Annotated in this window: 26 protein-coding genes, 3 tRNA genes and 2 pseudogenes; 13 read left to right on the top strand and 18 right to left on the bottom strand. The window is 58.6% G+C overall.

What is annotated here, in order from left to right:
• Positions 1-44 precede the first annotated feature (44 nt).
• From AC3IYG_RS12515 to acnB, 7 genes are all read right to left on the bottom strand, one after another.
• Complete coding sequence (locus tag AC3IYG_RS12515) at positions 45-488, bottom strand: thioesterase family protein (protein ID WP_489308808.1); 444 nt, start codon at positions 486-488, stop codon at positions 45-47.
• A gap of 169 nt (positions 489-657) precedes the next feature.
• A complete protein-coding gene (locus AC3IYG_RS12510) occupies positions 658-1,347 on the bottom strand; it encodes a polysaccharide lyase family 7 protein (RefSeq protein WP_489308806.1) in 690 nt (229 codons plus the stop codon).
• Between the two features lie 181 nt (positions 1,348-1,528).
• On the bottom strand, positions 1,529-2,761 hold the full coding sequence (alaC, locus tag AC3IYG_RS12505; protein WP_489308804.1) for an alanine transaminase: 1,233 nt from the start codon (positions 2,759-2,761) through the stop codon (positions 1,529-1,531).
• Positions 2,762-2,924: 163 nt separating this feature from the next.
• A complete protein-coding gene (locus AC3IYG_RS12500) occupies positions 2,925-3,503 on the bottom strand; it encodes an ANTAR domain-containing response regulator (protein ID WP_489308803.1) in 579 nt (192 codons plus the stop codon).
• A gap of 17 nt (positions 3,504-3,520) precedes the next feature.
• Positions 3,521-4,738: a CmpA/NrtA family ABC transporter substrate-binding protein gene (locus tag AC3IYG_RS12495; RefSeq protein ID WP_489308801.1), complete on the bottom strand. Its 1,218-nt coding sequence runs from the start codon at positions 4,736-4,738 to the stop codon at positions 3,521-3,523.
• Positions 4,739-4,946: 208 nt separating this feature from the next.
• Positions 4,947-5,156 (bottom strand): YgdI/YgdR family lipoprotein, encoded by a 210-nt coding sequence (locus AC3IYG_RS12490; protein WP_489308800.1) that lies wholly within the window; start codon positions 5,154-5,156, stop codon positions 4,947-4,949.
• A gap of 141 nt (positions 5,157-5,297) precedes the next feature.
• The gene (gene acnB, locus AC3IYG_RS12485) at positions 5,298-7,898 is read right to left on the bottom strand and encodes a bifunctional aconitate hydratase 2/2-methylisocitrate dehydratase (protein ID WP_489313904.1); all 2,601 of its coding nucleotides are present in this window, start codon (positions 7,896-7,898) and stop codon (positions 5,298-5,300) included.
• 332 nt (positions 7,899-8,230) lie between these two features.
• Between acnB and AC3IYG_RS12480 the strand changes: the two genes are divergently transcribed.
• The gene (locus AC3IYG_RS12480) at positions 8,231-8,707 is read left to right on the top strand and encodes a DUF1289 domain-containing protein (RefSeq protein ID WP_489308799.1); all 477 of its coding nucleotides are present in this window, start codon (positions 8,231-8,233) and stop codon (positions 8,705-8,707) included.
• A gap of 87 nt (positions 8,708-8,794) precedes the next feature.
• Here the strand turns inward: AC3IYG_RS12480 and AC3IYG_RS12475 are convergent, their stop codons facing one another.
• Positions 8,795-9,658, bottom strand: coding sequence for a universal stress protein (locus AC3IYG_RS12475; RefSeq protein WP_489308797.1), 864 nt, complete (start codon positions 9,656-9,658; stop codon positions 8,795-8,797).
• 299 nt (positions 9,659-9,957) lie between these two features.
• On the opposite strand from AC3IYG_RS12475, the gene AC3IYG_RS12470 reads away from it, so the two are divergent.
• Positions 9,958-10,572: a MiaE family protein gene (locus AC3IYG_RS12470; protein ID WP_489308795.1), complete on the top strand. Its 615-nt coding sequence runs from the start codon at positions 9,958-9,960 to the stop codon at positions 10,570-10,572.
• Between the two features lies 1 nt (position 10,573).
• Here the strand turns inward: AC3IYG_RS12470 and lpxH are convergent, their stop codons facing one another.
• The gene (gene lpxH, locus AC3IYG_RS12465; RefSeq protein WP_489308793.1) at positions 10,574-11,305 is read right to left on the bottom strand and encodes a UDP-2,3-diacylglucosamine diphosphatase; all 732 of its coding nucleotides are present in this window, start codon (positions 11,303-11,305) and stop codon (positions 10,574-10,576) included.
• Positions 11,306-11,310: 5 nt separating this feature from the next.
• Positions 11,311-11,808 (bottom strand): peptidylprolyl isomerase, encoded by a 498-nt coding sequence (locus AC3IYG_RS12460; RefSeq protein ID WP_489308791.1) that lies wholly within the window; start codon positions 11,806-11,808, stop codon positions 11,311-11,313.
• 121 nt (positions 11,809-11,929) lie between these two features.
• Here AC3IYG_RS12460 and AC3IYG_RS12455 point away from each other — a divergent pair, with 121 nt between their 5' ends.
• Together AC3IYG_RS12455 and cysS are read left to right on the top strand one after the other, a co-directional pair.
• Positions 11,930-13,639, top strand: a complete 1,710-nt coding sequence (locus AC3IYG_RS12455; protein ID WP_489308790.1) for a glutamine--tRNA ligase/YqeY domain fusion protein — start codon at positions 11,930-11,932, stop codon at positions 13,637-13,639.
• Positions 13,640-13,711: 72 nt separating this feature from the next.
• A complete protein-coding gene (cysS, locus tag AC3IYG_RS12450; RefSeq protein WP_489308788.1) occupies positions 13,712-15,094 on the top strand; it encodes a cysteine--tRNA ligase in 1,383 nt (460 codons plus the stop codon).
• A gap of 129 nt (positions 15,095-15,223) precedes the next feature.
• On the opposite strand, the gene folD is transcribed toward cysS, so the two are convergent.
• Positions 15,224-16,078, bottom strand: a complete 855-nt coding sequence (gene folD, locus AC3IYG_RS12445) for a bifunctional methylenetetrahydrofolate dehydrogenase/methenyltetrahydrofolate cyclohydrolase FolD (RefSeq protein ID WP_489308786.1) — start codon at positions 16,076-16,078, stop codon at positions 15,224-15,226.
• A 187-nt stretch (positions 16,079-16,265) separates the two neighbouring features.
• On the opposite strand from folD, the gene AC3IYG_RS12440 reads away from it, so the two are divergent.
• From AC3IYG_RS12440 to AC3IYG_RS12430, 3 genes are all read left to right on the top strand, one after another.
• Positions 16,266-16,342 (top strand) — tRNA-Arg (locus tag AC3IYG_RS12440).
• A 31-nt stretch (positions 16,343-16,373) separates the two neighbouring features.
• Positions 16,374-16,449 (top strand) — tRNA-His (locus tag AC3IYG_RS12435).
• Between the two features lie 56 nt (positions 16,450-16,505).
• Positions 16,506-16,590, top strand: a tRNA-Leu gene (locus AC3IYG_RS12430).
• Between the two features lie 132 nt (positions 16,591-16,722).
• Here the strand turns inward: AC3IYG_RS12430 and AC3IYG_RS12425 are convergent.
• Genes AC3IYG_RS12425 through AC3IYG_RS12410 form a run of 4 tightly spaced genes read right to left on the bottom strand, consistent with a single transcriptional unit; the run spans position 16,723 to position 17,919 of the window.
• Complete coding sequence (locus AC3IYG_RS12425) at positions 16,723-17,121, bottom strand: site-specific integrase (protein ID WP_489313999.1); 399 nt, start codon at positions 17,119-17,121, stop codon at positions 16,723-16,725.
• On the bottom strand, positions 17,031-17,234 hold the full coding sequence (locus AC3IYG_RS12420) for an ogr/Delta-like zinc finger family protein (RefSeq protein WP_489308784.1): 204 nt from the start codon (positions 17,232-17,234) through the stop codon (positions 17,031-17,033). Before AC3IYG_RS12420 ends, AC3IYG_RS12425 begins: the two co-directional genes overlap by 91 nt.
• Positions 17,231-17,689 carry a YmfL family putative regulatory protein gene (locus AC3IYG_RS12415; protein WP_489308783.1) on the bottom strand — a complete coding sequence of 153 codons (459 nt, stop codon included), beginning with the start codon at positions 17,687-17,689 and terminating at the stop codon, positions 17,231-17,233. Before AC3IYG_RS12415 ends, AC3IYG_RS12420 begins: the two co-directional genes overlap by 4 nt.
• Positions 17,690-17,718: 29 nt before the next feature.
• Entirely contained in the window at positions 17,719-17,919 is a 201-nt protein-coding gene (locus AC3IYG_RS12410) for a DNA-binding protein (RefSeq protein ID WP_489308782.1), read from the bottom strand.
• Positions 17,920-17,989: 70 nt separating this feature from the next.
• Here AC3IYG_RS12410 and AC3IYG_RS12405 point away from each other — a divergent pair, with 70 nt between their 5' ends.
• The 6 genes from AC3IYG_RS12405 (at position 17,990) to AC3IYG_RS12380 (ending at position 21,587) form a co-directional block, all read left to right on the top strand.
• On the top strand, positions 17,990-18,322 hold the full coding sequence (locus tag AC3IYG_RS12405; RefSeq protein WP_489308781.1) for a helix-turn-helix domain-containing protein: 333 nt from the start codon (positions 17,990-17,992) through the stop codon (positions 18,320-18,322).
• Between the two features lie 69 nt (positions 18,323-18,391).
• Positions 18,392-18,763, top strand: a complete 372-nt coding sequence (locus tag AC3IYG_RS12400) for a WYL domain-containing protein (RefSeq protein ID WP_489313903.1) — start codon at positions 18,392-18,394, stop codon at positions 18,761-18,763.
• The gene (locus tag AC3IYG_RS12395) at positions 18,760-19,614 is read left to right on the top strand and encodes a hypothetical protein (protein ID WP_489308780.1); all 855 of its coding nucleotides are present in this window, start codon (positions 18,760-18,762) and stop codon (positions 19,612-19,614) included. The genes AC3IYG_RS12400 and AC3IYG_RS12395 overlap by 4 nt, the downstream gene beginning before the upstream one ends.
• A gap of 66 nt (positions 19,615-19,680) precedes the next feature.
• A complete protein-coding gene (locus tag AC3IYG_RS12390) occupies positions 19,681-19,944 on the top strand; it encodes a carbon storage regulator (protein ID WP_489308778.1) in 264 nt (87 codons plus the stop codon).
• The gene (locus AC3IYG_RS12385) at positions 19,931-20,902 is read left to right on the top strand and encodes a hypothetical protein (RefSeq protein WP_489308776.1); all 972 of its coding nucleotides are present in this window, start codon (positions 19,931-19,933) and stop codon (positions 20,900-20,902) included. The genes AC3IYG_RS12390 and AC3IYG_RS12385 overlap by 14 nt, the downstream gene beginning before the upstream one ends.
• A complete protein-coding gene (locus AC3IYG_RS12380) occupies positions 20,889-21,587 on the top strand; it encodes an HIRAN domain-containing protein (RefSeq protein WP_489308774.1) in 699 nt (232 codons plus the stop codon). The genes AC3IYG_RS12385 and AC3IYG_RS12380 overlap by 14 nt, the downstream gene beginning before the upstream one ends.
• A gap of 25 nt (positions 21,588-21,612) precedes the next feature.
• Here the strand turns inward: AC3IYG_RS12380 and AC3IYG_RS12375 are convergent.
• From AC3IYG_RS12375 to AC3IYG_RS12365, 3 genes and pseudogenes are all read right to left on the bottom strand, one after another.
• A pseudogene (locus AC3IYG_RS12375) lies at positions 21,613-21,828 on the bottom strand (phage late control D family protein); the annotation flags it as partial.
• Between the two features lie 170 nt (positions 21,829-21,998).
• A complete protein-coding gene (locus AC3IYG_RS12370; RefSeq protein WP_489308773.1) occupies positions 21,999-22,544 on the bottom strand; it encodes a tetratricopeptide repeat protein in 546 nt (181 codons plus the stop codon).
• A 114-nt stretch (positions 22,545-22,658) separates the two neighbouring features.
• Positions 22,659-23,228 (bottom strand): annotated as a pseudogene (locus AC3IYG_RS12365) (phage late control D family protein); the annotation flags it as partial.
• Between the last annotated feature and the right edge of the window lie 39 nt (positions 23,229-23,267).

Genomic DNA, 23,267 nt, shown 5'->3' with positions numbered 1-23,267 from the left:
TGGAATCCCTCGAAAGGTATAGCGCAAAGCGGTGTCGTGCGCCCTCAGTCCAGCCAGTTGACCTTGGCGAATTTGCTGGAAAAGTCCTCGGGCATCGGTACCACTCGGGAGCTGCGGTAATCGAAGAAAACAAAGCCCGACTTGGCCATCGCCACCAGGCCGTCGTCCGCCGGACGACTGATGCGGAAGATGATGTCACCGCCATATTTGTTGAAATCCATCACCCCGACCTCGAACAGCAGTTGGTCGCGGGCGTGGGCCTCGGCTTTGTAGGTGGTGGCCAGGTCCGTGACGATGATGCCCAGGCCATCGGCACGGGTTTCGGAGATACCGAAATCGAACAGAAAGCGCGCCCGGGCCTCGGAGATCATCGAAATCATCGAGTCGTTGCCCAGGTGGTTGGCTGCGTTGATGTCCGTGACACGCACTGTCAGGTGGGTGCTGTAGCAGAACGGATCTTCGGGGAATACGAGTTGCAAACGGGCCATGGCGGGTCTCGGCTGGCTATTGGAGCGCCTGAAGGGCGAATGCGCTGATTTTACGTGGGCTGTCCTGGCTTTTGGGCTTATTCGCCAGGTGAATGAATGGCCCGGCCCCCGGTGATTCAATCTGACTTCGCACTGCGTTCCCGCTGTAGCCCTTCAGTCGACAGCAAGCCTATTTATGTGCGCTGTTCAGCCAGTAGAAGGTCACCCGGCCGCCTTCATCGGATGGGCCGTAATTGTCCTGAATATAGGCGCCCGCCTTGAAGTAGAGCTGCTGTTTGCCCCAATAGCCGCTCAACTGTCGATAGTGCGAGCCGTCATCGCCTCCGCTGCTGTGTACGCGGATACCGAGTTTGCCGCTGGGTGTCACGCGCAGGTCATAGCTGAAGCGCTCATTGAGTTGCACGTTTTCCGCCAGCAGGATGTTCTCCACGTCCTTGTCTCCCGGGCGTTTGCGCACCAGCGCTTCGAGCCGGCCGACGCCATGCAGGTAGTGGTACTGCAGTTTGACTAGCGGATCATTCTCGCTGCCGGGTTCATCCTTGCTATGGATTTGGCCGATGATGATTTTGTTCTTGCTCGGCACCTGGTTCACCGTCAATACGGCACTCAGGTAATTGTCGGCAGTCTGGTAGGGCCAGTAGCTGAGGCTGCCGTCGGCCTGGGTTTCGCGCAGTTCGCTGCGCGGGTAGCGGGCGTCTTCGGTGACTGAGCCGTTGACCGGCACCCAGAAGGTGATGCTGCCGTCGGAGTGAGGGCGCAAGTACTGGCTTTGATAGCCATTGTTCAGGCGGGCGGTGTCGATGAGCGTGGCAGAGCCATGGGCAGGAACGCTGAGGTTCCAGGTGCTGAGGTCGATCATTGCTGATCCTTACTGAGGCTGTGGGATGGGAAAGGCTCCTGTTCGGTGGTTTGTTGGGCGACAAGTTCAGGTGATGTGACGAGCGGGGCCGCCGCCCGTCATTCCGTGGCTGTTGGCGGCAGCCGCTCTAGTGCGCTATTTGCCGGGCGGGTACGCCACTCGCGTCGCCCGCCTTGCATGCTTACACAGGCTCTGGTTTGGCCTTTGGCGCGGACGGCAGCAAGCCATCGGCACGGAACATCGCTTTGATGCCGCGCACGGCCTGGCGAATACGGTCCTGGTTTTCGATCAGGGCGAAGCGCACATGGTCGTCGCCGTAGTCACCGAAACCGAGGCCGGGCGAAACGCAGACCTTGGCCTCGGCCAGCAGCTTCTTGGCGAACTCCAGCGAGCCGAGCTTGGCGTAGGGTTCGGGGATTTTCGCCCAGACATACATCGAGGCTTTCGGGTTGTCGACCATCCAGCCGGCCTCGTGCAGGCCACGCACCAGCACGTCGCGGCGTTGCTGGTAGTTGGCGGTGATATCCAGCACGCATTGCTGATCGCCTTCCAAGGCCGCGATCGCCGCGACTTGCAATGGGGTGAAGGTGCCGTAGTCGTGGTAACTCTTGATCCGCGCCAGGGCATTGACCAGTTCGCGGTTGCCGACCATGAAGCCGATCCGCCAGCCGGCCATGTTGTAGCTTTTGGACAGGGTGAAGAACTCCACCGCGATGTCCTTGGCGCCGGGCACCTGCATGATCGACGGCGCTTTCCAGCCGTCGTAGACGATGTCGGCGTAGGCCAGGTCATGCACCACCAGTACGTCGTGCTGTTTAGCCAGGGCCACCACGCGCTCGAAGAAGTCCAGCTCCACGCATTGGGCGGTGGGGTTGGAGGGGAAGCCGAGAATCATCATCTTCGGTTTCGGGATGCTCTCGCGGATCGCCCGTTCCACCTCGGCGAAGAAGTCCACGCCCGGCACCAGCGGCACGGAACGCACCTGGGCGCCGGCGATCACCGCGCCGTAGATATGGATCGGGTAGCTCGGGTTGGGCACCAGCACCGTATCACCGTGATCGAGGGTGGCGAGCATCAGGTGAGCCAGGCCCTCCTTGGAACCGATGGTGACGATGGCCTCGTGTTCGGGGTCGATCTCCACGTCATAGCGATCCTTATACCAGCGCGAGATGGCGCGGCGCAGGCGTGGGATGCCGCGGGAGGTGGAGTAGCCGTGGGTGTCTTCACGCTGGGCGACTTGCACCAGCTTTTCGACGATGTGCGGTGGGGTGGCGCCGTCGGGGTTGCCCATGCTCAGGTCGATGATGTCCTCGCCACGGCGGCGTGCGGCCATCTTCAGTTCGGCAGTGATGTTGAATACGTAAGGGGGGAGACGATCGATGCGCGCAAAGCGGCGCGAAGCTTGGTCAGTCATGCTTTCCTCGGAGACGTAAGCGCCCGGAACCGTCCGAGCGACGTTGGCCACTGTGGTGGCCGAAAGCGAAGATAAGCGGGCGGTGGGGCCCTTGTCGAGAGGGTTATGCGCTTTTCTCGGTCGGCAGCCTGGATGGTCTGGCAGTCATCCAGGCTGCCGGGTTTCAGGGGCCGAGCAGTTCGTTCATGGCGATGATCTGCTCGGCCACCTGAATCAGCTTCTGCTGTCGGCTCATGGCTTGGCGGCGCATCAGGGTGTAGGCCTCTTCCTCGGTACAGCTTTTCATCTTCATCAGCATGCCCTTGGCCAGCTCGACACGCTTGCGCTCGGCCAGTTGGTCGTCGCGGGCCTGCAGTTGCGCGCGCATGGCCTGGTCGCTCTCGAAGCGGGCCATGGCGACGTCGAGAATCGGTTGCAGGCGCTGGGCCTGGATGCCTTCGACTATGTATGCGCTGACGCCGGACTGGATGGCTTGGCGCATCACGTCGGGGTCGTGTTCGTCGGTGAACATGACGATGGGCCGTGGCTGGTCGCGGCTGACCAGTACCACTTGCTCCATCACGTCACGGCCGGGGGACTCGGTGTCGATCAGGATCACGTCGGGGCGCACGGCTTCGACCCGCGCCGGCAGGTCGATGGTCAGGCCGGATTCGTCGATCACCTCGAAGCCGGCTTCTGTCAGTGCCGCTTTGAGGCGACCGAACTTCTTCGCGGTGTCGTTGATCAGGAGGATGCGCAGCATAGGAAGGTCATTCTCCGTCAAAGGGCGTGGGATTGAGGGGTGTCGGCCAAGGCGTGCAGGGCGAAGCTGCGCGCATAGCCGGCAGGGTCGCTGCCGTCCCAGGTTGTGCCGTCGAGCAGGGTGGCGCTGCGCATGGCGGTGGCCGGTACGGCGATGCCCAGGGCGCTGGCGGCCTCGGCGTAGAGGTCGAGTTGCTGCACCTGCCTGGCGATGCCGAGGTAGTCCGGATCATCGCGCAGCAGGCCCCAGCGGCGGAATTGGGTCATGAACCACATGCCGTCGGACAGATAGGGCATGTTCGCCACACCTTCGGCATGGAAGCGCAACGGGTGCCGGTCTTGCCAGGCATTGCCGAGCCCGTCCTGGTACTGGCCGAGAAAGCGCGGCTCGATAGCCGAGAGCGGGGCATTGATGTACTCGCTGCCGCTGATCAATTGCGCCGTGCTGCGTTTGTTTTCTTCGCTGGCGTCGATGAACCGGCTGGCTTCGAGCACGGCCATGGTCAGCGCCCGCGCAGTATTCGGGTAGCGCTCGACGAACTCGCGGGTGACACCGAGCACTTTTTCCGGATGATCGGCCCAGATCATCTGGCTGGTGGCGAGGGTGAAGCCCTGGCCTTCATCGACCGCCAGCGCGCCCCAGGGGCCGCCCGCGCAAAAGCCATCGATCCGGGCCGCCTTGAGGTGCGCGAGCATTTGCGCGGGCGGTACGACCACGGTGTTCACATCGTGCAGGGGATGAATGCCGTGGCTGGCCAGCCAGTAGTTGAGCCACATGGCATGGGTGCCGGTCGGGAAGGTCTGGGCGAAGGTGAGTTTTGCACCGCCGTGGAGCACGTGCCTGGCGAGTGCTTCAGGAGTGCTCAGGCCGGCACGTTTGAGTGGTTCCGACAGGTTGATGGCCTGACCGTTCTGGCACAGCCCCATGAGAATGGCCATTTCGCAGGTTGGCCCGCCGAGCCCGAGATGAATGCCGTAAACCTGGCCGTAGAGCGCTTGGGCGGCATCCAGCTCGCGGCTCAGCAGCCTGTCGCGCAGGCTGGCCCAGGAGGCTTGGCGTTGCAGGTTCAGCGTCAAGCCGTAAGGCTGGGCGAAGCCCTGGGTGGCCGCGACGATCAGCGAGGCGGAGTCGGTCAGGGCCATGAAGCCGAGGTTGAGCACCGTCTTTTCCGGGGCGTCGGAACCTGCGACCCAGGCCAGGTTGTCTGTGCGTGCAGTGCTTGTGTCATCGCTCATGTTTGCAATTCCGTCGTTAAACAAAAAAGCGCCGCCCCAGCCACCTCGCGATCAGGTAACCAGCAGCGACGCCATTGTCTATGAACCGACTCCGCCGTTGGAGAAAGTTCTGTTGCACAAACAGAAGCAAGCGATATGCCAGCAGTTGGTTTAGGTAGAAAAACAAACCCCCGCGGAGGCGGGGGCTGGTTGCGCAGGGTCGATTGCCTCAGCGTTCGATCATCTGCTTGACCGAGGTTTGCGGGATTTGCTGAACGCGGCCCTCGCTATCCTCGAACTCCAGCATGCCGGTCTTTTTATCCAGTTGTGGCTTGCCGTCGCTGGTCAGCATCTGGCCGTCGGTGGTGGTGATGATGTACTCGCTGGAGCAGCCGGCCAGGCTGGTTGCGCAGAGAAGGGCGAGAATCCAGTGCTTCATGGTGTGCTCCACAGTGGTCGAAAGAGGCGTCGCAAGATAACGGCTCACAGTGTTAAAGCTAGACACTGGCTGTGTGGCCCGCAAGCGGCGGAAAAAACAAACCCCGCACAGGGCGGGGTTGGTTTCACAGCGTTGCGTAACTTAGGCTTGAACCACCGGGATGTTGGCGTTCGCTGCCGCTTCACGGAACTCGGCGATCTGGTCGAAGCTCAGGTAGCGGTAGACATCGCTGGCCATGGTGTCGATTTCTTTCGCGTAGGCCATGTACTCCTCGACGGTCGGCAGGCGACCGAGGATCGAAGCCACCGATGCCAGCTCGGCCGAGGCCAGGTAGACGTTGGCACCATCGCCCAGACGGTTGGGGAAGTTACGGGTCGAAGTCGACACCACGGTGGCGTTCGGTTCAACGCGAGCCTGGTTACCCATGCACAGCGAGCAGCCCGGCATTTCCATGCGCGCGCCAGCCTTGCCGTAGATGCCGTAGTAGCCCTCTTCGGTCAGTTGGTGAGCGTCCATCTTGGTCGGCGGCGACAGCCACAGACGGGTTGGCAGCTGACCTTTGACCTGATCCAGCAGTTTACCGGCAGCGCGGAAGTGACCGATGTTGGTCATGCACGAACCGATGAACACTTCGTCGATCTTCTCGCCAGCCACGCTGGACAGCAGGCGGGCGTCGTCCGGGTCGTTCGGCGCGCAGAGCACCGGCTCCTTGATCTCGGCCAGGTCGATCTCGATGATTTCAGCGTATTCGGCGTCGGCATCGGCAACCATCAACTCAGGGTTGGCGATCCAGGCTTCCATCGCTTGGGCACGACGTTCCAGGGTACGAGCATCGCCGTAGCCTTCGCCGATCATCCAGCGCAGCAGGGTGATGTTGGAGCTCAGGTACTCGGTGATCGACTCTTTCGACAGCTTGATGGTGCAACCGGCAGCCGAACGTTCGGCGGAGGCGTCGGACAGCTCGAAAGCCTGTTCGATGCTCAGGTTGTCCAGGCCTTCGATTTCCAGAATGCGGCCGGAGAAGGCATTTTTCTTGCCTTTCTTCTCTACGGTCAGCAGGCCAGCCTGGATCGCGTAGTAAGGAATGGCGTGCACCAGGTCGCGCAGGGTGACGCCCGGTTGCATTTTACCTTTGAAGCGCACCAGGATCGATTCCGGCATGTCCAGTGGCATAACGCCAGTGGCGGCGGCGAAGGCGACCAGACCGGAACCGGCCGGGAACGAGATGCCCATCGGGAAGCGGGTGTGCGAGTCACCACCGGTGCCGACGGTGTCCGGCAGCAGCATGCGGTTCAGCCAGCTGTGGATGATGCCGTCGCCCGGACGCAGGGAAACGCCGCCGCGGGTCATGATGAAGTCGGGCAGGGTGTGGTGGGTGGTCACGTCGATCGGCTTTGGATAGGCCGCGGTGTGGCAGAACGACTGCATCACCAGGTCGGTGGAGAAGCCCAGGCACGCCAGGTCTTTCAGCTCGTCACGGGTCATCGGGCCAGTAGTGTCCTGGGAGCCGACGGTGGTCATTTTCGGTTCGCAGTAGGTGCCTGGACGAACGCCAGCGACGCCGCAGGCCTTGCCGACCATTTTCTGCGCCAGGGTGAAGCCCTTGCTGCTTTCAGCCGGTGCTTCCGGCTTCTTGAACAGATCGGACGGTGGCAGACCCAGTTCGGCGCGCGCCTTCTCGGTCAGGCCGCGGCCGATGATCAGCGGGATACGACCGCCGGCACGGACTTCGTCGAGCAGCACCGGGGTTTTCATTTCGAAGGTGGTCAGGACTTCGTCGCTGTTGTGCTTGGTGACTTTGCCAGCATGCGGGTACAGGTCGATCACGTCGCCCATGTTCATGTTGGTGACGTCGAATTCGATCGGTAGTGCGCCGGCATCTTCCATGGTGTTGTAGAAGATCGGCGCGATTTTGCTGCCGAAGCAGAAGCCGCCGGAGCGCTTGTTCGGCACGTAAGGAACGTCGTCGCCGAAGAACCACAGCACCGAGTTGGTCGCCGATTTACGCGAGGAACCGGTACCGACCACGTCACCGACGTAGGCGATCGGGAAGCCGTCGTTGCGCATGGCTTCGATCTGCTTCATCGGGCCGATGGCGCCTTGCACATCCGGCACGATGCCGTCGCGGGCCATTTTCAGCATGGCCAGGGCGTGCAGCGGGATGTCAGGACGCGACCAGGCATCCGGAGCCGGGGACAGGTCGTCGGTGTTGGTTTCGCCGGTGACCTTGAACACGCGCAGGCTGATCTTGTCGGCCAGGGTCGGGCGGTTCTTGAACCACTCGCCATCGGCCCAGGACTGCATCACAGCCTTGGCGTGGGCGTTGCCGTTCTTGGCTTTTTCCGCGACGTCGTGGAAGGCGTCGAACATCAGCAGGGTGTGCTTGAGCTCTTTAGCGGCAACCGGAGCCAGTTCGGCGTCGTCCAGCAGGTCGACCAGGGTGACGATGTTGTAGCCACCCTGCATGGTGCCGAGCAGTTCGACGGCGCGCTTTTTGTCCAACAACGGCGAGCTGACTTCGCCTTTGGCCAGGGCCGACAGGAAGGCGGCCTTGACGTAGGCAGCTTCATCCACGCCTGGCGGCACGCGGTTGGTGATCAGATCGAGCAGGAATTCTTCTTCGCCAGCCGGCGGGCTTTTCAGCAGCTCGACCAGGCCTGCGGTTTGTTCGGCGTTCAGCGGCTGGGGCACGATACCCTGAGCGGCACGCTCTGCGATGTGTTTGCGATAGGCTTCAAGCACAGTTATTACCCTCATCAGTGGTCCCATAGGGTTGTCCGGGACGCATCCAGAAGCTGTTTTCAAAGTTTTACGCCGGCAGGACGAACTAGATGAGGGCTGACTGGGGGGATCTGAGGGGAGCCTGCCCCAGTCAACGGCGTTCCTGCTGGATTAACTGTGCTCGTGACGCTTTGAAAACAGCTTCTAACGGACATGACGCCTAAGAATGGCCGGCCGATTCTACTGGATAACCGCAGCAAAGTTAAGACAAAGCCCCACATAGACTGGGGTGACCCTCATTAGACAAAGGACTAAGATGCCTACCTGTTTTTCTCTGTCCGTACCTCCCGACCATGTCCAATCAACGCATCAAGACGCCTTGCGTCGGCCTCTGCTCCACGGTTTACGGTGATCTGGTGTGTCGCGGCTGCAAGCGCTTCCACCATGAGGTCGTGAACTGGAACCTCTATAACGACGAGGAAAAGCGTGCGGTCTGGCGACGACTGGAAATCTTGCTGGTGCAGGTGATGACGGCGAAACTGGATGTTTTCGATCCGGCTCGCCTGCGCCAGCAGCTGGAGCAGCGCAAAATCCGCTTCGTTCCCGAACAGTCGGCGTATTGTTGGGCCTACCAGCTCATCGCCCGTGGCGCCCGCGTCATCAGCCAGCTGGATGCCTATGGCATGACCTTGCTGCCGGAGTTTCGCGGTTGGGCGTTGCCGCAATTGCGTGATGCCATCGACCGAGAGTTCTTTTTGCTGTCCGAGGCCCATTACGAGCGCTATATCGCTCCACGTTTTCTTCTGGAGGGTCTGGAGCGCCGCAATTGAGCCTTATTGAGAAATCCACACGCCAAACAAAAGCCGCCATCAGGCGGCTTTTGTTTGGCGTGTGGCCCGTCCTGAATAAAACGGGGTTCAGCGCTGTGCGACCAGCTCTTCCAGGTGGGCGATAATCGCATCGGGCTTGAGCACCAGGACGTCGCTTTCCAGGGTGTCCAGCACCACCTCGGCGGTGTTGCCGATCAGCGCGCCGGAAATGCCGGTGCGCGCTACGGTGCCGATTACCGTGACCGCCGCGTTGAGCTTGTGGGCCATGTAGGGGATCAGCACGTCGGCCGGGCCTTCTTCGATATGCAATTGCTCGTCGCTGAAGTCGTACTCGATCTGGAAGGCCTGGCACTGCTCGCGGTAGCGCATTTCGATGGTTTCCTTGAGTTGGAACACCGGGTCGGCTGCCGAGAGCATGGGCGAGGGGTGAGCGCTGATCACATGCAGACGCGCCTTGGCCAGGCCGGCGATCTCATAGGCGTGATTGATGATGCTGGCGTGCAGCGTGCGGTGTTCGCCGTCGGAGTTGCCGACATCGATGGCGGCGAGAATAGTGCCATCGGCCCAGGGTTTGTCCGTTTTCACCATCAGGACCGGGCCAGGGCAGTAGCGCAGCAGCTTCCAGTCATCCGGGGTGAGCAGGGCTTTTTTCAGCGGGTTGTCCGGGTGGTGTTGCTTGATCACCAGGCCGCAGCCTTCGGCTTGCTGCGTGGTGATGATGGTTTGATGCAGGTTTTCGTGCCAGGCCTGTTGGCTGGACACGCTGTAACCCTCCTGCTGCAGCAGGCTGCCGAGTTCGGCGAGTAGGGCAGAGTGATCGTGCTTTTTGTCGCAGATCAGCAGGTGCAGATGCGACTGAGTCACTCCAGCGATCAGCTTGGCGCGCTTTAGAGCGAGACCTTGCGGTTGTTCGGGCTCAATTATCACCAGAATGCTGCGAATGGCTTGCATGATCGTCTCCCTGCGAGTGATTGCGAGTGGCTGTTATCACTATAGTTGCCGTCAGCGGTCGCTGTTCTTGATGCATATCAACGGCTCGGCTGGTCGTCTGCGCCTGCATTCGTATAATGGCCCGCCCCGGACCTGCCTGCCAGCGTCGAAACGACGCCTTGTGAGATCATGCAATTGCTCCCCGAAATCGACGCTTTTCTGCTTTGCCCGCCCCCGTATGTCTGGCCTGCACCGGCTCTGCTACGCGCTCATGCTGTGTGCATTGAACCGCCGGTCATGCTGCAAAAGGATGAACGGCCATGAACTTCCCGCAAATCCACGAATTCCTGGGTTGCGTCACGCCGGCTGCCTGGGTCGAGGCGGCGTTGGCCGATCAGGAAACCATGCTGATCGACCACAAGAACTGTGAGTTCAAGGCAGCCAGCACGGCCCTCAGCTTGATCGCCAAATACAACACCCATGCGGATTTGATCCACCTCATGTCGCGGTTGGCCCGTGAGGAGCTCGTGCACCATGAGCAGGTGCTGCGGTTGATGAAGCGGCGCAAAATCGAGTTGAGAGCGCTCTCAGCCGGTCGCTACGCCTCTGGCTTGAGGGCTGTGGTCCGTACCCATGAGCCGGTCAAACTGGTCGATACCCTGGTCGTCGGGGCCTTTATCGAGGCGCGCAGCTGCGAGCGTTTCGAGGCCTTGGTGCCGCATCTCGATGCTGAGCTGGGCACGTTCTACTTCGGTTTGCTGAAAAGCGAAGCCCGGCACTTCCAGGGCTACCTGAAGCTGGCTTACCAATATGGCGAAGCGCAGGACGTAAACCGTGTGATCGACAAGGTCAGGGCTGTGGAGCAGGCGTTGATCGAGTCCCCCGACCGCGAGTTTCGTTTCCACAGCGGGGTTCCTGGCGCCAGCCAGGGCTGAATCAGCCTGCGTTCAGGGCGAAAGAGGCCTGCTGGAAACCCTCTGCGTCGACCTGCAGCGCCCAGCCCTGTTGATCCCAGTCGCCAAGCACGATGCGTTGCGCGGGTTGGCCGTCGACCTGCAGCGAGTGGACGGCCGGGCGATGGGTGTGACCGTGGATCAGGGTCCGCACCTTGTGGGCAGCCATGACGCAGGGTACTTCCAGCGGGTTGACGTCGGTGATGTCGCTGGCTTTCATTTGCGTCTGGGCGCGGCTTTCCTTGCGCAGCTTGCGTGCCAGCTTGTGCCGGGTAGCCAGCGGCAGGTGGCGCAATATCCACAGCGTGACTGGGTTGCGCAGTATGCGGCGCAGTCGCATATAGGCCGCATCCTGGGTGCAGAGGCTGTCGCCGTGCATCAGCAGCACGCGTTCACCGTTCAACTCGACCAGGCACGGGTCGGCCAGCAAGGTGCAGCCGGCCAGGCGGCAGAAGCCTTGACCGAGCATGAAGTCGCGGTTGCCGTGCATCAGGTAAATCTGCGTGCCGCGGTCGCCGAGGTCGCGCAAAGCCTGCGCGATCGAGCGCTGGAAGGCGCTCATGGCATCGTCGCCGATCCAGGCTTCGAAAAAGTCGCCCAGGATGTACAGCGTGTCGGCCGTGCGCGCGCGGCCGGCGAGAAAATGCAGAAACGCCCGGGTGATATCCGGGCGTTGTTCTTCGAGATGCAGATCGGAGATCAGTAGGGTGATCAAACTGCTTACTCGGCAACGATCTCTGCGCGCTCGATGATCACGTCATCGACTGGAACGTCCTGGTGGCCGGACTTCATGGTGGTGGCGACGGATTTGATCTTGTTCACCACGTCCATGCCTTCAACCACTTCACCGAACACGGTGTAGCCCCAGCCCTGTACGGTCGGTGCGCTGTGGTCGAGGAAGTTGTTGTCGGAAACGTTGATGAAAAACTGTGCGGAAGCCGAATGCGGTTCCATGGTGCGGGCCATGGCCACGGTGCCGATTTTGTTGGAAACGCCGTTGTTGGCTTCGTTCTTGATGGTGGCGCGAGTGGCTTTTTGCTTCATGCCCGGCTCGAAACCGCCGCCCTGGATCATGAAGTTGCTGATCACGCGGTGAAATACGGTGTTGTCGTAATGACCAGCCTTAACGTACTCCTCGAAGTTGGCCACAGTCTCCGGGGCCTTGTCAGCAAAGAGGTTCAGGGTGATGACGCCGTGATTGGTATGCAGCTTGATCATGGGAAAATCCACTCGGTCGAGAAAATCGAAGGCCTGTCAGGGGGTTGACAGCTTCGGCTATGATAAGCGCTTTGATTTAGTCGGCCTACCCTGGCTGCGCACTAGTACGTTCAAGGATCCCATGAGCAAGCCCACTCTCGACCCTCATCTCGCCGCCACTGTTGATCCCAAAGCGGGTCCAGCCGTTCCTGCCAACTTCCTGCGCCAGATCGTTCAGGCGGACTTGGATGCGGGCAAGCACACGAAAATCGTCACGCGCTTCCCGCCGGAGCCCAATGGCTACCTGCACATTGGCCACGCCAAGTCGATCTGCGTGAACTTCGGTCTGGCCGAAGAGTTCGGTGGTGTCTGCAACCTGCGTTTCGATGACACCAACCCGGCCAAGGAAGACCAGGAATACATCGACGCCATCGAAAGCGACGTGAAGTGGCTGGGCTTCCAGTGGGATGGCGAGGTGCGTTACGCCTCGCAGTATTTCGATCAGTTGCATGCCTGGGCTGTCGAGCTGATCACGGCCGGTAAGGCCTATGTCTGCGACCTGAGCCCGGAGCAGGCGCGCGAGTACCGCGGCAACCTCACCGAGCCGGGCAAGAACAGCCCGTTCCGCGAGCGCAGCGTCGAGGAAAGCCTCGATCTGTTCGCGCGCATGAAGGCTGGCGAGTTCGAGGACGGCGCCCGCGTACTGCGTGCCAAGATCGACATGGCTTCACCGAACATGAACCTGCGCGACCCGATTCTGTATCGCATTCGCCATGCTCATCACCACCAGACCGGCGACACTTGGTGCATCTACCCGAACTACGACTTCACTCACGGCCAGTCCGATGCGATCGAAGGCATTACCCATTCGATCTGCACCCTCGAATTCGAAGGTCATCGCCCGTTGTACGAGTGGTTCCTCGACAACATGTCGGTGCCGAGCAAGCCGCGTCAGTACGAGTTCTCCCGGCTCAACCTGAGCTACACCGTAACCAGCAAGCGCAAGCTCAAGCAGTTGGTCGACGAGAAGCACGTCAATGGTTGGGACGATCCGCGCATGTCGACCCTGTCCGGCTTCCGCCGCCGCGGCTATACCGCCGCATCGATCCGTAATTTTTGCGAGATGATCGGCACCAACCGTTCCGACGGTATCGTCGATGTCGCCATGCTCGAATTCAGCATTCGTGACGACCTCGATCACAGCGCGCCACGGGCCATGTGCGTGCTGCGGCCATTGAAAGTGGTGATTGGCAACTACCCGCAAGGCCAGGTGGAAAACCTCGAGTTGGCGCGCCACCCGAAAACCGACATGGGTGCGCGCGCACTGCCGTTTTCCCGTGAGCTGTATATCGATCACGATGATTTCGTCGAAGGCGAGCCGCCGAAAGGTTTCAAGCGGCTGGTGCTGGGTGGCGAAGTACGTCTGCGCGGCAGCTATGTGATCCGTGCCGATGAAGCGATCAAGGACGCCGACGGCAACATCGTCGAACTGCGTTGCTCCTACGACGCGGACACCCTCGGCAAGAACCCGGAAGGGCGCAAGGTCAAGGGCGTGATCCACTGGGTGCCGGCGGCCGAGAGCGTCGAGTGCGAAGTGCGCTTGTACGACCGCCTGTTCCGCTCGCCCAGCCCCGAGAAGGCGGAAGAGGGTGCCAGCTTTCTGGAGAACATCAACCCGGACTCCCTGCAGGTGCTGAGCGGTTGCCGTGCCGAGCCGTCGCTGGCCCAGGCGCAGCCGGAAGACCGTTTCCAGTTCGAGCGCGAAGGTTACTTCTGCGCGGATATCAAGGACTCGAAACCCGGTCGTCCGGTCTTCAACCGTACCGTCACCCTGCGTGACTCCTGGGCTTAAGGCTGAATCGGCTCGGACGGGCGCGCCTGGCGCGCTCGCCGGCTTCTAGAGCAGTTCCAAGGAACAAGTATCGTGCTTTCCATCTACAACACGCTCAGTAAAACCAAGGAAGTCCTCAAGCCGATCGCTGGCAACAAGGTCAGCATGTATGTCTGCGGCATGACCGTGTACGACTTCTGCCATATCGGCCATGCGCGGGTCATGGTGGCCTTCGACGTGGTGGCGCGCTGGTTGCGCCACAGCGGCTACGAGCTGACCTACGTGCGTAACATCACCGATATCGACGACAAGATCATTCGTCGCGCCCAGGAAAATGGCGAAAGCTTCGACCAGTTGACCGCCCGCATGATCGCCGCCATGCGCGAGGACGAGGCGCGCCTGAGCGTACTGCGTCCGGACCAGGAGCCCTGCGCCACCGAGCATATCGCTGGCATGCACGGCATGATCCAGACCTTGATTGACAAGGGCTTTGCCTACGCGCCGGGCAATGGCGACGTCTACTACCGGGTCGGCAAGTTCGTCGGTTACGGCAAGTTGTCGCGGATGAAGATCGAAGACCTGCGCATCGGTGCGCGGATCGAAGTCGATGAAGCGAAGGACGATCCGCTCGATTTCGTGCTCTGGAAAGGCGTCAAGCCGGGCGAGCCGAGCTGGGAGTCGCCCTGGGGCGCGGGCCGGCCGGGCTGGCATATCGAATGCTCGGTGATGTCGACCTGCTGCCTGGGCGAAACCTTCGATATCCACGGCGGCGGCCCGGACCTGGTGTTCCCGCACCACGAAAATGAGATCGCCCAGAGTGAGGCGGCCACCGGCAAGGCCTACGCCAACACCTGGATGCATGCCGGCGCGGTGCGGGTGGATGGCGAGAAGATGTCCAAATCCCTGGGTAATTTCTTCACCATTCGCGAAGTGTTGGAGAAGTACCATCCGGAAGTGGTGCGCTACCTGCTGGTTTCCAGCCACTACCGCAGCCCGATCAATTACTCCGAAGACAGCCTCAAGGAAGCCAAGGGCGCTCTCGAGCGTTTCTATCATTCGCTCAAAGGCTTGCCGGCTGCGCAGCCGGCTGGTGGTGAGGCGTTCGTCGAGCGTTTCGCCAAGGCGATGAACGATGACTTCAATACGCCGGAAGCCTGTGCCGTGTTGTTCGAGCTGGCGCGCGAAGTCAACCGCCTGCGTGACAGCGATCCGTCCGTCGCCGCCGGTTTGGCTGCGCGCTTGCAGGAGCTGGCCAGCCTGCTCGGCGTGTTGCAGCTTGAGCCTGAGGCCTTTCTGCAGGCGGGTGCCGCTGGCAAGGTCGATGCCGCGCAGGTCGAGGCGCTGATCCAGGCGCGCTTGGCCGCCCGTGCCGCCAAGGACTGGGCGGAGTCGGATCGGATTCGTGATCAGATCACGGCCATGGGGGTGCTGCTGGAAGATGGCAAGGGCGGGACCAGCTGGCGTCTGGCTGACTAGTCGGCGCTTTTACTGGGTTTGCGCGCCTCGATCGCTGCTCGCACCCACGCCGGAGCCTGGGTGCGAGCAAGCTCTTCCGGCAATAAAAAACGGCACCCGAGGGTGCCGTTTTTTATTGCCGGATAGCGCTCAGACGTGCAGATGCTCGGCGGCGTACAGGGTGTTTTCCAGCAGGCAGGCGCGGGTCATCGGGCCAACGCCGCCGGGTACCGGGGTAATCCAGCCAGCGCGGGGCAGGGCGGTTTCGTACACCACGTCGCCGACCAGCTTGCCGTCGGTCTGGCGGTTGATCCCGACGTCAATGACGATGGCGCCTGGCTTGATCCACTCACCCTTGACCAGTCCGGGTTTGCCGGCGGCCACCACCACCAGATCAGCGCGACCCACATGGTCGGCCAGATCCTGGGTGAAGCGATGGGTGACCGTGACGGTGCAACCCGCCAGCAGCAGCTCCATGGCCATCGGTCGGCCAACGATGTTGGAGGCGCCCACGACGACTGCATTCATGCCGTACAGGTCGGCGCCGGTGCTGGTCAGCAGGGTCATGATGCCTTTGGGCGTGCAGGGGCGCAGTACCGGGATGCGCTGTGCCAGGCGGCCGATGTTGTAGGGGTGAAAGCCGTCGACATCTTTGTCCGGGCGAATGCGCTCCAGCAACAGCGAGGCGTCCAGGTGTTCCGGCAAAGGCAGTTGAACCAGGATGCCGTCGATGCTGGGGTCTTCGTTCAGGTTGTCGATCAGGTCGCGCAGCTCAGTCTGGCTGGTGCTGGCCGGCAGATCGTAGGCCCGGGACAGGAAGCCAACTTCTTCACAGTCTTTGCGCTTGTGCGAGACATACACCTGGGAGGCGGGGTCGCTGCCTACCAGGATCACCGCCAGGCCAGGGGTACGCAGACCTTGTTGGCGACGCTCGGCGACACGTTGGGCGATCTGCTGGCGTAGGCTGGCGGCGATCGCTTTGCCGTCGATTAGTTGTGCGGTCATGACGCTTGGTTAACCATCGGAAATGATTGAAAAAGGACGCGCATTCTCGCATGACAAGCCGGTCGGGCAAAGGCGGCTGGTCAGCAATTTCCCGTAACTCCTTTATCTCACTGAATTTTTTACGTTTTAGTGTTGACGGCGGGTAAAGCTGTATATAACATTCGCCCCGCTTGTCGAGCACAGCCAAGTGCCCGTAGCTCAGCTGGATAGAGCATCCGCCTTCTAAGCGGATGGTCGCAGGTTCGAGTCCTGCCGGGCACGCCACTAGGCTGTTTGGCACAAGTAACGCAATATGGTGGGCGTAGCTCAGTTGGTAGAGCACAGGATTGTGACTCCTGTTGTCGTGGGTTCGATCCCCATCGTCCACCCCATATTCGAAAAGACGCCAGACCTAAAAGTCTGGCGTCTTTGCTTCAAGGCCTGTTACGCGGACGTGGTGGAATTGGTAGACACACTGGATTTAGGTTCCAGCGCCGCAAGGCGTGAGAGTTCGAGTCTCTCCGTCCGCACCATCTAAGCGGCTGTTTTCAAAGGGGAAAGTTTTCAAGGCTCGCCGAAAGGGAGCAATTTGGGAACACTTTGGGAATGACGAACAAAAAAGGCAGCTCCGAAAGGGCTGCCTTTTGTCGTTTCTGGGCGGTGGCTCAGAGCTTTAGCGCGTGCTCGAGCAGGCCCACCATGTCGGGGCCGTCCTGGTTGATCCATTTGCCGTAGTGCCGCCAGATTATGGCGGTAGGTGTGTGCCCCATCTGGTCCGCAATCCAATCGAGTGGCACGGCGCCGGTGCTGAGCAGCTGGCTGGCGTAGGTGTGCCGGCAGTTGTTCGGGCTACGGTAGCGCACGCCGACTGCCGCCAGGTGCGGGCGCCAGAAACCCTTGAGCAGCATGTCCGAACTGGTGTGCGCCGCGCTGGTGGTGGAACAGTGGAAGACAAAGCGCACTTTCTGCGGCCTCACCGTCTTGTTGTCCCGGGCGGTGACACCGATTTCGACGGGCTGAGCGCGTAGTCCCAGGTCATCGTGCTGCTGAAGGACTGACTGCATGGCAGGTACAGGCACTGGGCATATACGCTGCGAAAGGTAGGCGTTTGCCCTTCGCTGTTACGGATGCGCATGCGACCACCGCAGGCCGGGTAAACCAGCTTGTAGACGCTCATGGTTTGGTCTTCCGGTGCAGGGTGATAACGGCGCCGACTTCGCTGTGGCGGGCGGCGATGTGCTCACGGTGTGCGGCGATGATTTCGGCCCGCTCGGACTCATCGATGTCCTCACTTGTCAGGGTGCGAGCGATGGTGCCTTCCTTCACGTCTGCATCCAGGGCGAGCCGGTACAGCTCGACGTTGTCCAGAGTCTGTTGCTCTGGCATGGCCACAAATACGCCGCCATACAGGGCGCAGATGTAGTCCGGCAGGTGGGTGGTACCGGCCTGTTCCTCGAGCTGGTGAACTTGGGCGTCGGTCAGCGGCTGGCTGCCGGCGTTCTCGTAGACGTGGTTGTCGAGCTTCTTCACTGGCAGGCCAAGGCGGGCGGCGGCGCATTCACGACCGCCCGGGTAGGCGCTGACCACGGTGCTCATGACCTGGCGGCGTGTTTCTAGAATTGGGCGCTTCATCTTCTCGTTTTCCCCTGTCCCTGGGCGCATTACCGTGCGACCACACCTTCTTTGATGCCGAGTAAGACTGCGGCGCGGTGAGCTTCGCCGCGTTTGCCTTTTATTTTTCCGGAGAGAACCTGGTAGCAAGTTGCCGGATCAAGGGTGTTTTCGCGGGCAAATTCCTGCACGGATTTCCCCTGCATTTCGAGCCAGGCCTTTGCTTGTGCTGGTGTGCGGGTAGCGGGCATCATTCAAATCCATTCAATACGGCAGAGGATGCCATTCATATGAATGGTGTAAATTGGATTATCTATTCAAATGAGTGGAAGTGGTGAGCGGCTACGTGAAGAAAGGGGGCGGCTAGTCCTATCGCAAGCTGCGTTCGGCGAGATCGGCGGCGTGAAAGCCAATGCTCAAGGGAAATACGAAAAAGGCGAGCGAAGCCCGGACGCCGTGTATTTAGCGGCTGTGGCAGAGGCGGGGGTTGACGTGCTGTATGTGGTGACCGGAGTCCGTACTCCGCAGGCGGCTAAAAGCATCAGCGTTGCTGAGGGACAACTGCTGACGCGTTACCAGTTGATGTCTCCAGAGAGCAGAGCCTCGGTTGATCGGGTGGCCGAGGCGCTGGCGAATTACAAAACAAAGGAATGACAGGGAGATTGGTATGGATGCTTTGATCGGCTTTGTTATGGGCGCAGTTGTGGTGGGCTTCGTCTGTTGGTGCGCCGTACCAATGCGCAGGGTCGAGCGCTACAGCAGCCCTTATTGCATAGACCTACGCTGCTCTCGAATGCACAGCGCAAAGCCCTTGGCCTGAAGACAACTAAAGCGCAGCCAGTTGCGGCTACCCGTGCTATCCGAAATGGTTGGAGTCGGGGCGAAATTGCCTTCACCTACGAGGACTCCGATGGGGACATCACCTATCGGACCATCACCGCTCACTCCGTTACGGCCACCTATATCAAAGGTGAGTGCCACGACCGTGAAGCCGAAAGAACATTCCGTGTCGATCGCATCATGGGAGACATCACGGACTGCGAAACCGGCGAGATTTTGAGCACCCAAAAGTGGGCCAGGAAGATGAAGGCATGAAGGATTTAATTGATTCATTTACTTTGAGCTTGCGTGAAAGGTTGGTTAATCCATTGAGTGGGGCTTTCCTGGTTTCTTGGTTGATAGTGAATTATCCAGTTGTTTTAATTCTTTTTGGCGAAATGAAAGCTGTAGAAAAAGTCACATATATAGCAAATGATGTATTTCCTGATGGTTGGGCTGTCATCCTTTGTGGTGTGCTATATCCGTTGCTGGGCGCGCTTGCGTATGTATATGTATACCCTCGGGTGTCGATCAATGTTTTGGATTACACGCTAAAGCAAAATAGGGCACTTAAAGCCCTACGACAGAAGATTGATATGGAAACACCTCTTACGATTGAAGAGTCTTTGGTGTTGAAAAAAGAAATGAATCAACGCCTTCAGGAAGTTGAGGCAGCGTTAGAGGCTAGAGGGCAGCAGGTTCGTGACCTTAAAGCTAAAGAGTTAGATCATGAAGTCGCAGTCGGTGAGCTTGAAGTTGAACTGAGTAATCTGCGATTGAAAGGTAAGGATGACTCGACAAAACTTAGAAGGCTCGCAGAGCTTGAACAGCTTGTGGCAAAGCGAGATTCCTCCTTAAGTGGATTTAAACATAAGGTTGCAGAGTTGCAAGAGGCTATCTTGGTTAAGGATGGACTCGTCATGGAGGCAAATTTAGAGCTCAAGAAGGCTGGCGACGAGCTGAAGAAGATTAAACCTGTGACGAAGGCTTCGGCACTAATGAGTGGGATTGAGGCGCTTACGAACTCTAAGGAGTATAAGCGCTTGCAGGATGACTCGAATAAGGCGGTTATACAGAAGGAGCTTGATGCTATGAGCGCAGATAAAGATACAAACGGTAAAAATTAAACGCGCGTAGCTGATGCTCATCGCAACATCGAATGTACTCTTAACCACAGACGCAAGGATGCGGTCATGGGCTACCTCACGGTTACACGCCACGAAGGCGAACAGATCCGACTTACGATTGACCCAGGCGTAGACACTGAGAAGCTGTTGCAGCACCTGTTGCCCGACGGCATCACGGTGCACATCGGGGCGATTGCTGGCGGGAAAGTTAGGGTGTCGGTGGAAGCACCGAAAGAGGTGTTAATCATGAGGGATGAACTTTTAATAGAAAAAGTTCTTGCTGAGAAGCAATTATTGATGTCAGGGGAAATATTAGATGCTTCAAGTTGACCCTATAGATATTGCGACTTGGCCTGATGATGAAGCGTTTTTGGGTGCGTATCCAGAAGGTGCACGTCCAAAACGAACCGTTTTTTCTCCCCTGGAAGGAGTCATGGAGTTCATAAGGCCGGATTGGCGATATATGTTTAAGCGCTCATCTGGTCGTTATCCTGAGCAGTTTTGGGCCGAAATTGTTGCCTATCAAATATCATTGCTTTTGCATGTTCCGGCGCCGCCGGTTTATGCAGCATATGAGTCTAATACCGGCCTCTGTGGCGCATTGAGCGAATGGTTTTACAAAGAGGGGGAGTCATTGTTTTTTGCGGCAGGCAACCATTATCATAAGGTAATACCTGGATTTGATAGAGAGAAGGGTACTCAACACAATTTGCAGAATGCGATCAGCTATAATAATTCTGTCATAGGTGATAATCATATTTATGATTTCTGGTCGATGATGCTCTTCGATACTATTATTGGGAATACTGATAGGCATCAAGATAATTGGGGGCATTTGCTTCGGGTGGTGGAACTTCCGAAAAGTGTTGCTAAGAGGCGTGGCAGAAATTATGAAGTGAAATGGAGTTTTGCACCTTGGTTTGACAACGGAACTAGCCTAGGTCATGAACTTCTTCCTGCGAAGTTTACTCAATGGAACGATGAGGCCCTAGATAGATACATTCGAAGAGGCAACCACCACTTCAGATACGCGCGAGACAATCTGGAGAGGGTTGGGCATGTCGACTCAATGAGGTTTATAGCCACGCACAACCTTCTTGTTCAGTCTCTGCTGGTCAGGAAGCTCAAGGCATTCGATGTTGATGCGCTAGCTAAAATTTTGGATGATTGCGTAGCCTTTCCGATGCCGGAAGGTGGTACCTTCAGCAGGGTACGTGCAGATTTCGTTCTACGGCTGACCGAGCGTCGTGTGCAAATAGCTTTGGAAACACTCAATGAACGCCATTGAAAACATATTTGAACCAACTCGCTTATACCTTGTTTGGCATCATTCGCGTGAAGATAAGGCACGGCACCGCCGTGTTGTTGGCGAGTTAGTTAAGGAAGGTGACGATACGGTGTTTCGTTACCTGAAAAAAAGCCCTGATTATTCAGCTGCTTTAAATGAGGGTTTTGACGGGTTTCCAGCCTTTGAAAGGACTGGATCAATAGGTTCTCATTCTGGCGCAATGGATGTATTCGTACGTAGGTTGCCGCCAAGAAAGAGAGAGGACTTTAAAGAGTATCTGGCACAATATAGCTTGCCGGTAGATTTTAAAGGGTCGGACTTTTCTTTGCTCGCGTACACAGGGGCAAAGCTTGCTAGTGATACTTTTGAGCTGTGTCCAGATTTGAGTGATGCTAAAGCACCTTTGGATTTGGTGGTTGAGGTTTCTGGCATTCAATATTACGTAGATGATGTTTCACTGTTTAGTGAGGGTGATCTCGTAGATTTTGTGTTGGAGCCGGAAAACGAGTTTGATGAGTGCGCTATTAAGGTGGTTTGCTTAAACAATAAGATTGGTTACCTCAGTAGAGCGTTATCCCCAAGCTTTAGTAAATTCTTGGGGTCTGGGAATGTCGAGGCGAGAGTGTTAAAGGTTGTATCTCATAAAAACAAACCTCGAATTTTAATACTAGTTAGATCTCTATAATGAAAGGCCCCGGTTCGGGGCCTTTTTATTTCCCTTCTTCCTGCATCTTCGCCCACTCCCGACCCGCCGCCCGTTTGGCGCTGGCCTTTTCCGCGTAGAGCCAGCGCAGGCGGCGGGGTTTGGTTTGGTCGCCGGCGGTGATGGTCTGTTCGCTGCCGGTTTGCTTGTCGCGGTAGTAGGCGATGATGCCGCTGTAGTCGCCAGCGCCTTCTTCGTGCAGGTCGTCGATCGTGTCTTCGGGAAAAATGGGTCAGACCCCATTTTTACCATTTTTACTCGCTGAGCAAGAGACAGCGCGGGGACATCCTGTGGATTTCGGAGGCGTACGCGCAGTCAGCCGAGTAAGGCAGCGCTGCCCCTGGCCTAAACTAGGGGCAGTCTTAATGCCTGCGGAAGTAATAACTATTCTTATCATTTAAAGCCATATAGTTCAATATATCGCTTCGCCAATTTCTCGGCTTCCACCAAGTCCTTAGAGTTAAGTTTAGATGCCACTTCGCTCTTGGCATTTTTATAGGATTGATTGTTGGGGTCGTTTTCACAAGCCACGGCCAGCCATGCAAAAGCCTGCTGGTAGTCCTGCTGCACGCCTTCACCTTTCTTGTACATCAGGCCTAGGCAGAATTGAGAGTGCGGATTAGTGTTCTTGGCTGCCCTTGTATACCACTTAATGGCTTGTTGATTATCCTCGGGGACGCCGATGCCAAGATCGTACTTTAGGCCCAACTCCCCCTGTGCAAGGTCATTGCCATTTTCAGCGTTTTTGCGAAGGATTTGAATGAGACGCTGGTCGTCTTGGGAAACCCCATCCCCAGTTTCGCAAATTCTTCCCACTTGGTACCGAATGCTAGGGCCGACTTGTTCGGAATGTTGGCGAGTTTCGCCGAGCATGAGTTCTGACGCTTGAGCTAGAGAGGAAAAGGTTAGTGACGTTGCTATAAGAAGGGGAAGATTCATGATGAAATCCCATGAACGTGGAAGTAACTGCCTGTACACCTCTTTATTGATAGCTTTGAATGCCCATCGCAGCGAATATCAGTCCTGCCGCTCATCCGATATGAGCATCATCCTTTAGCTGCTCCACTCCCGATCCGCTGCCCGCTGAGCGCTGGCTTTCTCGCTGTAGAGATAGCGCAGGCGCTTGGGTGTGGCCTGGTCGCCGGCTGTGATGGTCTTTTCGGTGCCGGTTTTCTTGTCGCGGTAGTAGGCGATGATGCCGGTGTAGTCGCCGGCGCCTTCCTCGTACAGATCATCGATCGTGTCTTCGGGCAGTTTGCTTTCCAGCTCCAGGCTTACGGTGTAGCCCGCATCGGCGGTGAGGCTGTGCTGCACGGTTGCCGCCGTGCCAGATGATGGCGTCTATCTCCGCTTTCACCCCGGCCAGGGTATAGGTGAGTTCGGGGATCAAGTCCGCCCGGCCTTTGGCCAGGGAATAACTGAGGGTGGCACTGCCGCGTTGCAGGCGGTTCCACTCGGCGCGGGCGGCGCGCAGGGCGGATTGTTGGTCGCTGTAGGTGTGGCGCAGGTCTTTGAGGTTGTCGCCACCGCCGGCGATGTGGCGCTGTTGACGTCGTAGAAGTAGGCGCGCACGCCGTCGTAGCTGTCGCGATCAGCCTGCAGGTAGCGGTGGTCATCGCCGTCCGAATAATGGGGTCTGACCCCATTTTATGTGACCCCATT

The sequence above is a fragment of the Pseudomonas sp. KH_027 genome (assembly GCF_057838565.1).
The sequence above is the reverse complement of the archived record's forward strand: the minus strand, read 5'-3'. Positions and strand labels throughout refer to the sequence as shown.